Annotated in this window: 16 protein-coding genes; 14 read left to right on the top strand and 2 right to left on the bottom strand. The window is 43.0% G+C overall.

Features of this window, described 5'->3' with window-relative positions; translation table 11 throughout:
• Nucleotides 1-284 precede the first annotated feature (284 nt).
• The 9 genes from R6242_RS21590 (at nt 285) to R6242_RS21550 (ending at nt 4,137) form a co-directional block, all read left to right on the top strand.
• On the top strand, nt 285-560 hold the full coding sequence (locus R6242_RS21590) for a hypothetical protein (protein ID WP_318430857.1): 276 nt from the start codon (nt 285-287) through the stop codon (nt 558-560).
• 555 nt (nt 561-1,115) lie between these two features.
• Nucleotides 1,116-1,403, top strand: coding sequence for a hypothetical protein (locus R6242_RS21585; RefSeq protein ID WP_318430855.1), 288 nt, complete (start codon nt 1,116-1,118; stop codon nt 1,401-1,403).
• A 14-nt stretch (nt 1,404-1,417) separates the two neighbouring features.
• Complete coding sequence (locus R6242_RS21580; protein ID WP_318430853.1) at nt 1,418-1,891, top strand: hypothetical protein; 474 nt, start codon at nt 1,418-1,420, stop codon at nt 1,889-1,891.
• A 16-nt stretch (nt 1,892-1,907) separates the two neighbouring features.
• Nucleotides 1,908-2,204: a hypothetical protein gene (locus R6242_RS21575; protein WP_318430851.1), complete on the top strand. Its 297-nt coding sequence runs from the start codon at nt 1,908-1,910 to the stop codon at nt 2,202-2,204.
• A gap of 14 nt (nt 2,205-2,218) precedes the next feature.
• Complete coding sequence (locus R6242_RS21570; RefSeq protein WP_318430849.1) at nt 2,219-2,365, top strand: hypothetical protein; 147 nt, start codon at nt 2,219-2,221, stop codon at nt 2,363-2,365.
• Nucleotides 2,366-2,384: 19 nt separating this feature from the next.
• A complete protein-coding gene (locus R6242_RS21565; protein ID WP_318430847.1) occupies nt 2,385-2,618 on the top strand; it encodes a hypothetical protein in 234 nt (77 codons plus the stop codon).
• 102 nt (nt 2,619-2,720) lie between these two features.
• Nucleotides 2,721-2,894: a hypothetical protein gene (locus R6242_RS21560; RefSeq protein WP_318430845.1), complete on the top strand. Its 174-nt coding sequence runs from the start codon at nt 2,721-2,723 to the stop codon at nt 2,892-2,894.
• Between the two features lie 115 nt (nt 2,895-3,009).
• On the top strand, nt 3,010-3,525 hold the full coding sequence (locus R6242_RS21555) for a hypothetical protein (protein ID WP_318430843.1): 516 nt from the start codon (nt 3,010-3,012) through the stop codon (nt 3,523-3,525).
• 168 nt (nt 3,526-3,693) lie between these two features.
• Nucleotides 3,694-4,137, top strand: a complete 444-nt coding sequence (locus tag R6242_RS21550) for a hypothetical protein (protein ID WP_318430841.1) — start codon at nt 3,694-3,696, stop codon at nt 4,135-4,137.
• Nucleotides 4,138-4,314: 177 nt separating this feature from the next.
• On the opposite strand, the gene R6242_RS21545 is transcribed toward R6242_RS21550, so the two are convergent.
• Nucleotides 4,315-4,629 (bottom strand): hypothetical protein, encoded by a 315-nt coding sequence (locus R6242_RS21545; protein ID WP_318430839.1) that lies wholly within the window; start codon nt 4,627-4,629, stop codon nt 4,315-4,317.
• A complete protein-coding gene (locus tag R6242_RS21540; protein WP_318430837.1) occupies nt 4,595-5,266 on the bottom strand; it encodes a thermonuclease family protein in 672 nt (223 codons plus the stop codon). Before R6242_RS21540 ends, R6242_RS21545 begins: the two co-directional genes overlap by 35 nt.
• A gap of 343 nt (nt 5,267-5,609) precedes the next feature.
• On the opposite strand from R6242_RS21540, the gene R6242_RS21535 reads away from it, so the two are divergent.
• The 5 genes from R6242_RS21535 to R6242_RS21515 all read left to right on the top strand — a co-directional run bounded on the left by R6242_RS21535 (nt 5,610) and on the right by R6242_RS21515 (nt 9,896).
• The gene (locus tag R6242_RS21535) at nt 5,610-5,807 is read left to right on the top strand and encodes a hypothetical protein (protein WP_318430835.1); all 198 of its coding nucleotides are present in this window, start codon (nt 5,610-5,612) and stop codon (nt 5,805-5,807) included.
• 66 nt (nt 5,808-5,873) lie between these two features.
• Nucleotides 5,874-7,463 carry a DNA cytosine methyltransferase gene (locus tag R6242_RS21530; protein ID WP_318430833.1) on the top strand — a complete coding sequence of 530 codons (1,590 nt, stop codon included), beginning with the start codon at nt 5,874-5,876 and terminating at the stop codon, nt 7,461-7,463.
• 184 nt (nt 7,464-7,647) lie between these two features.
• The gene (locus R6242_RS21525) at nt 7,648-7,965 is read left to right on the top strand and encodes a hypothetical protein (RefSeq protein ID WP_318430831.1); all 318 of its coding nucleotides are present in this window, start codon (nt 7,648-7,650) and stop codon (nt 7,963-7,965) included.
• A gap of 153 nt (nt 7,966-8,118) precedes the next feature.
• A complete protein-coding gene (locus tag R6242_RS21520) occupies nt 8,119-9,606 on the top strand; it encodes a DNA cytosine methyltransferase (RefSeq protein ID WP_318430829.1) in 1,488 nt (495 codons plus the stop codon).
• Nucleotides 9,607-9,632: 26 nt separating this feature from the next.
• Complete coding sequence (locus R6242_RS21515; RefSeq protein ID WP_318430827.1) at nt 9,633-9,896, top strand: hypothetical protein; 264 nt, start codon at nt 9,633-9,635, stop codon at nt 9,894-9,896.
• Nucleotides 9,897-10,316: the final 420 nt, after the last annotated feature.

Here is a 10,316-nt window from a genome sequence, read left to right as displayed (position 1 = left end):
CAGCCCCTTTTGCATCTGGATTGGGTTGATTGCCATGACGACCACTCCAAAAAAGAACGTTCGTTCACCTTAGGCCTTTTAGGTGGTTTGAGCAAGGAGGTTGAGCAAGAGACATAATCAGGTATAGTTAAGCTTATTCGAAGTCACCCAAACCGCCCTGGTGATCCGGTATATTCAGCTGCATCAAGGGGAAAATAAGCCTTATTCCCTTTTTTAAAACGCGCAAATAAAATCATTAAATTTCTTATTGGCTTCCATTAAAAACCGACTGAGGTATAACAATCATGAAGATTTTTGGTGTCTATTTGAATAAACCGATGGGGCTAGACGTTGCAATGATGGTCTTCTGGGGAGTAGTTGGTGGGCTAGTCTCTATGTTAGTGCTAATGCCGCTGATTGGTGGTGATTGGAAGCATGGTATTGGCATGATGGCCTCATCTGCAATTGGGGGTCTTGCTGCAACCTGTGGTGCATCGTTTGATAAAAGCGGGGTACGTGGGCTGCTACTTACAGTTGCTATTACTACATTGGTTTATGGTCTGATCGTGATTCTTCTTTGATCGTGAAATTTTCAGCTTTAGGTGTGGCAGCCCGGAAGCTGTTTCTCGGCAACTACTTGGTTTTGACGATGTGAAGAGCAACATGCTGACAAACGCACAAGTGACCAAACAGCGTGCTCTTGAGGTAGTGTCTAATGATGAAGCGGAGCCCGATGTGCATTCACAGCAAAGCTTTTAAAGCGAGCTTTATACTCAGCCGCCCTAGAACGATGTTTTAGGGCGGTTTTTTTTCATTTCTCTTAATAAGCAAATGGTTTTCAACAGTCTTTTTTTACCATTGCAATATAGCAGTGGTGCTGCAAAGGGTAGCACTTCATGTGTTTTTGCTGCATGAGGCAGAACCCCAATTCAATAGATGCAAACCGGCCATTCATTAATTGACAAAAGGGACAAAAAAGCTCATTATTGATGTGTGGCTAGACCACATAACTAAACCCTGTTGTGGGTATTTCCGGATCATTCCGAAGGTAGAAAAATGTCAAAGAATCCTGAAATTAATATGTCAGACTTGCCCGAAACGGGGAATGAATTAGCAAATAAATCGGAAAAGTAGCCATGAATTACAGCAGTATTCCTTACCAAGCACTCGATTCAAATGGTCGAGAATATGACCGATTTGCGCGGGTTATTGGCGAGTTGCCCGTATCAGATAGACTAATAGCTTGCCGTGAAGTAGCAACGACCATTGCTAAATTGATCGGCCAAGAAGCTCCAGATAGTATTAGTTTCGGTACTCCCGCATATCAGGCTTTCGGAATGACAAGTGCGGAGGCGAAAAACCACGAATACGCTGAAATTCTGCTCAAGTCTGGCGACGATATGCCGCTGATTTATTGTCACTAACACCAGAAAAAATTATGGATTTGAGTCTAGCAAAAATAATTTTATCGGAAAAAATTATGGAACAATTTTGGACTGTAGTTCGCTTCCCTAATGGCTCTTGGAGCTATGGCGGCAAGCCAACCGACCCTGATTATGCCGAGTGTGGAACTTGGCAGATAAGCGCCACATCTGCTGAGAAGGCGGTGAAAAAGGCACAAGCAAAGCGCAGCCGTAACTGTAAAAAAGCTGATTCAATAGCAGCTGAAATCGACGTATCGTTGGATGGTAAAACCGTCTGGGTGAATGCTGCGGATGGCTCATGCGTAGGTCGGTTCAGCGTGCGGTTCGGGATCGATGTCCACACAACGGCGAGTGCGCAACTAGCAGGTGCAAACCAGTGCCTTTATTGCACTCACGAGGGGGCTGGGCCTGTTGAATGGGAGGCTTTCCGTGAGAAGGTACTCACTCATCATGGTATCAATGTCCCGGCCAATACGATTGGCTGGTGATTAAGGGAAATGAATTATGACTGATACAAGCGATCTTGACGCGCAAATGCTCGCAGCGGGCATGGTTCCGCTGTCTAAGATGCTGTCCGGCATGCCTATGGATGCGTTCAGAGTGCATGCTAGCGTGACCAACCTTGTGACATTCTCTAAGTGGCTTGATATGCGCCACGAAGAGATGCTAAAGCTACGGATTAATCTTGAGTTAAAAGGGCAGCAAGACAACGAAATGTACGAGTGGGCGCTGGCCCATGCGGCCGCATTTGGCGAAGTAGCGGCTAATTTTAGAGCCGCTACAAACTTAATTCAAAACTAAACGAAAAAGCGGCGATGACACATAGCGAAGCGCAGCAGATTATCAACGATTCCGAAGCTGAAATCGTGCTGGATGAAGAAAAAGGGCTAGCCCGTTTGAATGGTGAATTTACTATTGAAGAACTGCACGCCATATTGCCGCGACTTGAATACAACGCTTAACGAATAGGAAAAGAAAATTATGACTTTAAGCATTGAGACTCTTAAAAAATGTGCAGTGGGACAAGTTCATGCAGGTCGTTGGGAAGAAATTAAAGATGGGGATTTCGTTGACGGTTTCGCGCCCATGATCGACGAGGCGTATGTGACTGATCCTGAGACGGATAAACATGTATTTGAAACCCAAGAAGAAGCTATTGCAGGTGCAGAGCGCTTTCAAGCCAAAGTGCGTGATCATTTAGTTGCTATCTCGTAACCACCGGAAAAGACCATACGCAGACAGAATCGGCAAAACAGCAAGAAGTTAGAAATTACCGAGCCTTCAACGACTCAAACTTAAGTGGATAGGGCCTAATCTATGACGGATGCAATTGCACGATCGAAACGCATACTTGCGCTGGTTGATGAGTACCACGAAAAGCCAGTCGCCGATACTCGAACAGCACTGCGAATTGCGCTTATGGATGAGTTGAGTACAGCTCTAGGCGAAGTAAAAATTCAGCACGGAGAAAAACTGTTGAAAATTAATTAATAATATTGGTGCGAAGTTAAATTATAAAGGTCAACTTTCCTTGTTTTATGCAAAATGGCAGCGAGAAGATGACAATCGACAAAAAGCTAAATTGCTTTAGATGGGCCTGTACCCAATGAAATTCTCTAAAACGCTAAAGAGAAATAGAACTAAAAGTTTGATTCGTATTCGGATTTCTGGAGAAACGAAAGAAATTCAGCGATGTGCAGTACCTAAGAATGTTGCCGCTACTGAAGCAAAGATAGCTAATGAGCTTGATGGGCAGTTGAAGACCCGATACTTGAAAGCCAAGCAAGCCAAAAATTTTAATGGTTCCATTTATGCAACGTTCAGCTTATGCGCTAAAGATGGGTCCCCACGTTATATCAACGTTTTAGAATTATCAAAGCGAAACACAATTTATATTAGAGTTGTCGTTGGTCAGTCTAAAGGTCTGAAAAGGAAGTGCGTCAAGTTCAATCTGAAGCAGGGCCGATATTCAACAGTAAAGGAGGCTTTTCTTTTGTCAGTTGATTGGCTAGGAGATTATTTAAAACTGGATCAAGCCCAGCTAGAAACGCTTCGCATGTCATGGGCAGCATTTTCTTCGCGTCATGTTGCCCTTGGTAAGGCAAGTATTCCTCTTGAATAGCTATACGTGTAACAGTTATTCCATAAATGTGCAGAAGTTCCAAAAAGTGACGAAGAGTGGTGCTGGGTAATACCAATAGAGTGGAAAAAGTAGTATGTGCTAGCGCTATGATTAAAATACTAGTTGGTTTTATTAAAAGTAAATTTAATTTTAATTGGAATTTAAATTATGAATGATATTAAAATAGAAACTTTGGGCGTTGCAAGATCTGATGATATTAGAATGAAATTATACAATTGGGACGACCATTTGCCGGATGAAAAATTAAAATTGTTCCGTTCCTATGATGGGGAATTGAATGCTTTTATAAAGGTTAATGACAGCATTGGTTGTCATATTTCTGCTTCGTGGGAAAGCAGAAGTGGGCGTGGAATGTATTCTCATGTACGTGGAGCAGTATACGACACGGAGTCAAATACAGTAATTTTTCATATTGAGCCAAATGATATAGAAACAGTTAAACTAGAAATAATTGATATTGTTTCTAAACAATCTGGACAAGTTTTTTATGAAGACATAATGAATATAAAATCTAATCTGGTAAAGTTTGTAGAGTTATTCAATAAAGATTATCCAACAATTACTGCGTCTGAAAATTATTATGGGATTTAATTTATCAAGAATAAAATGAGAGTAGCATTTACTCTGGCCGTCTTGGGGGATAAAATGCCGCTCACTTATTTAGGTGAACGGCATACTCAAGATTGAGGAGGTTTGCCAATTTTAGTTAGCCACTAGGTACTAAAAATTGGTGTTTTGCGTCGTGCATTTAGCTGGACGTAGTGGCTATCAATTCGTGCCATTGTTTCTCTGTAATTCGCTGCCACTAGCATAGAACTGGCTTGTATATTGGTGATATAAGATCGAATTGATTGAATACGCATCGGTTTGATTAATAATTATTTCCTGAATTATTTTAGCCTTTACCCCATTTTTCTCAAAGAAAACAACAATATTTGCACCATCAATATCAGGGAAGAATTGATGGCTCATCAAAAATTTTAAAGTGGTAAATATCGAACTGAATACCGCTAAATATTTACCACTCTTTTCTGGATTTAAATGAACGTTAGCGTGTCGTTGGTGTTTTACAGAGACTTTCACATGGAACTCCGTCACCATCACGATCAAGGCTTTTTACGCCGCATTGATTTAAATACATGAGTGCTTCAGCACAATTGCTCATCTCTTTGCAGTAATGCTTGTTGCTACATGAGCTACTTGAAGAAGTGGCTAATTTAGGTAGGTTGAAGTTGGCTTGTGGTGCTGGTTGGGACTTGGATTCACGCCTGTAGGCCCAAGGAGGTGTTGGTGCCGAATCAGCCCACAATCCAAGCTTGTTTTCTTTTGCTTTGCTCTCAGCGTCTCGGTAAGAGGCGTCACGGCCATACTGAACATAGAACCACGCCATACCACGCCGGACCTGCTCTAAGTTAGCATCCATACCGCCTACAAGTATCCTGCCTACGGATCGTTTGTATTGATCTTTAGATTCAATTTCGACTGTCACGTTTTTAGAATAAATTAAGTCAGATAAAGACTGCTTGGATCGATCACCATAGGGCTGGCCACCCAGTTCGGGCGCATCAATTTGAGCTAAGCGGATTTTAATGGTTTGGTTGTCCGCTGTGAGGAGGGTGGCAGTATCGCCGTCATGGACGCCAATGACACGTCCAGTTAGTGTTTCAGCAAAACAAGTTGAAGTGAGTAGGGCGATAACAATGGCTACTTTCGTGAGCATTTCTATTTCCCAAAAAAGATGAATAAATATAGTGACGTATAAGGTATAAAATAATAAGACAGTTTAAGACGCAATTAAGACTTCCGTCCATTATCAGAAATGTTTAGTCGGTATGGTTAACTTTATGGCGTCAAATCCCATTTAAAGTGCTCATTGCAAAAGAAAAAAGCCTCGAACGAGGCTTTTTTCTTTTTGTACTTCAAATTGTCATGAGAAAAATCCCCTCGGTACTGATCCCTATCGGTTGACTGATGGGATAAAATAGCTCATTATTGATGTGTGGCCAGACCGCACAACTAAACCCATATCAGGGTGAAGCCGGATTAGTCCGAAGGATATCTAAATGACAAATGTCACCGCAACGAATAATCAAACCGCCCAGCATCGTCACATGGAAGCTTATGGCCTTCTCGTAGCGCAGGCCAATACCTCCAGCAGTGATCTTGATTTTGCGCTCCTTTTCGAAGCTTTAGATCGAAGCATCGTGGCCATGCATGAGCTACTTCTTCTGACATATGGCGAGAGTAACGATATTTTTTAAATGCGTCAGAAGCTGGCATTTCGAAAATCAAATAATTGATATCACTCGAAGTGTCCTGAAGTTGGCATGATAAATATAAATAAGCTCAGCTTCCTGCTGGGCCTAACCGGACTTATTCCGATGAATGCAATCAATTCTGTTAATCCTTTGCTGAAATCCTATGCAATTCGCGCCGTGACAATTCATCGCAAAGCCCCACGCATCTATTTATATGGCGCAGACACTCAACGTGCTGGCTTTAAAGTGGGGGATAGCTATTCAATAGAAAAACAAGCTTCGAATAAATGCTTAATTTTAAAACGTGATCCAAGTGGTGATCGTGTGGTCACTCTTAAAAAACGAGGCAATAAAGAATTAGGCGTCATTGATTTAAATTCTCATAAAGTCATCGGAATGTTTGAGGGCTTATCATCGGTGCGCGTTCTTACTACGAAGGATGCGATTTATATCCAGCCAACTGATGTAGAACTTCGTAAAAATGAACGCAACCTTCAACTCAAGACTGAGTTGGAAAATGGTGTCGTTACTACTGCCTCTATCTCACATGGCGCTGGTATTCTGGATTATGCAATTCACGAGGGGTTAGAGCAGGGAGGGGTTATTGCAAAACTTATGGCTGCTAATGAGATAAGGGATGAGTTGCTCGATAATGCCAGCGAATTCAATCCAATTTGGAACGAAGACACTGTATATCTTGCTTCTCCGATGCAAGAATTGGCTTTTGATCGCCATGTATCAAATATGATTAAACCCGTATCCATATTATGTGCTGGAATTCCGTGCTCAGCTGCTTCTACCGCAGGCCGGTCAGCAAAAGGAACGGCATTTGCAGAGCAACACGATCAGGTTGGGCATTTGATTGTTCCCTTCCTTTCGTTATTGGCCCGATTTAATTGCGCTATTCTGGTTTTTGAAAACGTTACTCAATATTCGAATACTGCATCAATGGCAATTTTAAGAACCACCCTGAAAGAGTGGGGATATAACCTTCATGAAACAGTCATTGATTCGAGTGAATTTAATTCATTCGAAAAAAGAAGACGCCTATGTCTGGTCGCAGTTTCTGAAGGGATTGAATTTGATTTTAACTGGCTCATTAAGCCAGAGCACAAGGAACAACGGCTTGGTGATTTACTTGAAGTTGTACCACAAGGTGATCCACGGTGGAGAGATTATGCGGCAATGAAAGAAAAGGAAGTCCGCGATATAGAGAAGGGGAACGGGTTTAAAATGCAAATTTATAACGAAGATTCTCCGTCTGTAAATGTTCTAACTAAGGGCATTGCTAAAATCCGATCAACAGACCCTAAGATCGCCTCTCCGTATGGTGATGGACTGATTCGAGAATTCACGCCCCGAGAACATGCACTGTTTAAGGGTGTGCTTTATGACCTAGTTTCAGATATGTGCAATACCAATCAACATGAAGCATTAGGGCAAAGTATCTGCACGGCGGGCTTTGTAGCTGTCGCACGAGATTGCATTGCAGAGGCTTTGAGGCGATTTGCAGCGGGCAGTGTGGCAAAGCTTCTAAAGCCTTCAACGGAAGCGGTTACGGAACGCCCTTTGGCTCCAGTGGTGAAACTAAAACAGTTTGCGGAAGAAGCTGTAACAGCAGCGTTAAATTATGAAGGTCAACTTTCCTTGTTTGCTTAACATCTTCATCCTTAAGCATAAGCCGCTCGCTTATGCTTAAGGGTATTAAAGCCGAATCCCTCATTATTTATTAGTATTTATTTTTATGCTTTATGGAGGCACTTAATACTAATACGCTCATTGACGAATGGGCCATAATGGCCTAATATGGATATATTAATTAAATGCTTTAAAGAAAGGAAAAATGATGAATACTGCAAATGCTGTAATTGAAATCAAACATAAATTCGAGCGTTATGCTGAACAATCAATTAAGGAGTATCTTGGTTCAGATAAGCTTGAATGTGGCGATGTCAAAGAATTATTTGATACAACAGAAATTCAGCCTTTAATTATAGTGATGAATGAATCTTATCGAAGTGTCGAAGCTAATGAAAATCCTGAATTTTATAGTGTTTTTTTGCATTGTGTGGAGGGTGGGGTGATCTGTGTTGGTGATTTTACAAATAAACAAGATGCAGAAACCTATGAAGCCGAAGTTGCTGCTAAATATACGCATTAAGATATGCGAGTAATGAAGAAAAAAGGCTCATTGAAGATGGGCCATTTTTTTTTGCCTGCTAAAACGAGTTTCGTGAAAGTCAGTATTGATGTGTGGACTGACCACGCAACTACACCCTTTATGGAATTTATCTTTTAAGTACAGCATTGGGGAATGAGTATTCAACAGCACCAGCAACAGCAATTGGATTTTTTTAGTGCACTGAATCTGGTGAAGCCTTCAGGTTTGATTGGTCGTCATTTTGTTCCTGAAGTCATCACCAAGGAGCTTGCAATTGGTGGCGTTGGCGGCAAGCGCAAAATTCGGTTAAGTAGCAACTGGCTACCGCTTATGGGGTTTTCTGCGGGTGATCGCCATGATGTTGCACCAGTCGGCAAAATGAACGGGCTGGAGTTGACCTTTTCTGCTAAAGGTAAGCAGAAGGTTTACCAACGAACATACAACAAGCGAAAAAATAATCCGCTTGAAACTGTCATTGAAATCGGCTCTCAGTCGGTTCTTGATGCGGCAATTCCCAGTTATACAGAACGCGTACACTTCACAATGAGCGCAGGCCGCATTTTGGTACGACCGTTACCCAATCACACGTTTTCAATCAGAAAGCGCCAGAAGGACGCGGGAAGCATGCCGCTACAGGCCTTCTTAGCAATGTCGTCGGGGATTGATGGTCGATGCCTTGTTGATTGTGGTTTCGAGATTGATTCATTGCTTGAATTCCGCCCAAACGAGAAACGCGATAACCGCGACTTGACGGAGACAGGTGCACTCAACGCTTTGGCGAACATCAGCCCACGCCTATTGATCAACGAAGATATTTCACGCGTCAATTGGAACATGGTTCGTGAACACGTTGAAGCGGGGCCACAAATCGCAATCGCCCATATTTCTTTGCAATGCGACGACTTTAGCGTGGCAAAAGCCAACAAGTTCAAGCAGCAAAGCATTGACGACCTAAGCACTACCCGCGATTTGGTTTATGACGCGCTGCGCATGATCGAAACAATAATGCCCACTACTGTCGTCGTGGAAAACGTAAGCGGCTTTATGAACGCAGCAGAAGGCATGTTACTGAGCATTAAGCTGCGCAAGTGGGGCTATCACGTTACTGAAGCAATTTTGCAAGCTGGCGAGTTCGGCGGATTCACGCGCCGAGAGCGCTACTATTTGGTGGCGAGTGTGTACCCTGATTTTGCGATGCCTGTTGGCGGCGAAATGCGCTCTGAATCAATTTGGACTGAGATCGAGCCGTTCCTTGACGGTTGCCGCGATGTGAGCCACACGAAAAGCTTGCAAGATGGATTGACTGGAGGCCGCGCACGCTTGATTCGCCCGAATAGCTGCGTATCACCAACCATGCTAAAAAGCCAATCACGCCAATGTAAAGACGCGGTTTACATCGAAATGCCGGATGGTCGCTACCTGTTTCCGAGCTTGGAGCTGATTCAGCACTTGCAAGGTATTCCGAGCGATATGGACTTTTCCAGTAACGCATCAGAATTGCATAGCGAGATTATGGGCCAAAGTATTGACTACCCAATGCACCACGCCGTAGTTAAAGCAGTTCACGAGCACCTTTGCGCCAATATCGGGCAATTTACTGCAGTGAATGTGCGCCAGTCGTCAGGGGTAAAACAAATATAACCTTTTTGCGGTGAAGAGGTGGCAGCATGACTCGCGTTGAGCATGAAATCGAGGAGAGACGGTGGCTAGCTGGAAAGGCCAGTAGTTTGATGTCTGATGATGACAGCCACCCTTTACAGCAGCAGTACAAGGAGTCCGTAGCAGATGTTTACGAAGATGTGTTTAAGCACTCATATGGAGCAAATCTGCCCACTAAACACGAAGAAATGGTTGATGAAGTGCTGGATGTACTAGTTACTCAGCGTTTCTCTATTAGGCGGACTTTAGATCACTATAAACCGAGCCGATAGCATCTTCGCCACCCTAATTACACAATACGCCGCGTCTGCGGCGTTTTTTATGCGGAAAACATCCTTTAGCTCTCTCCAGAGTAGGAATCGGAAGTGGAGTCTCTTTGTTTGTGGTGCGGGAGTAAGTTTGATCCACTTAAAAGGGAGCCATCTGTGCAGGCTTAAACCAGTCGCTATGGCGTCGTCAGTCTTTGCTGGATAGTTTTTCTTGTTCAACCTTAAACACCATGCGAAGCGAACTTGCTACGCGAACATATAGGTGAGTCATGAACTTGACAAATGGGACAAATGAACATTATGATGTAGGCTGCTAAATATGGACACCTTCAATTGAGATAAAATCATCTCTGGAGGTAAGTCATGGCAAGTCGTTATACCGCTGCATTTCGTGCAGAAGCCGTTAAATTAGTACTCGAACAA

This window comes from Iodobacter sp. CM08 (assembly GCF_033446605.1).
Classification (GTDB): domain Bacteria; phylum Pseudomonadota; class Gammaproteobacteria; order Burkholderiales; family Chitinibacteraceae; genus Iodobacter.
The sequence above is the reverse complement of the archived record's forward strand: the minus strand, read 5'-3'. Positions and strand labels throughout refer to the sequence as shown.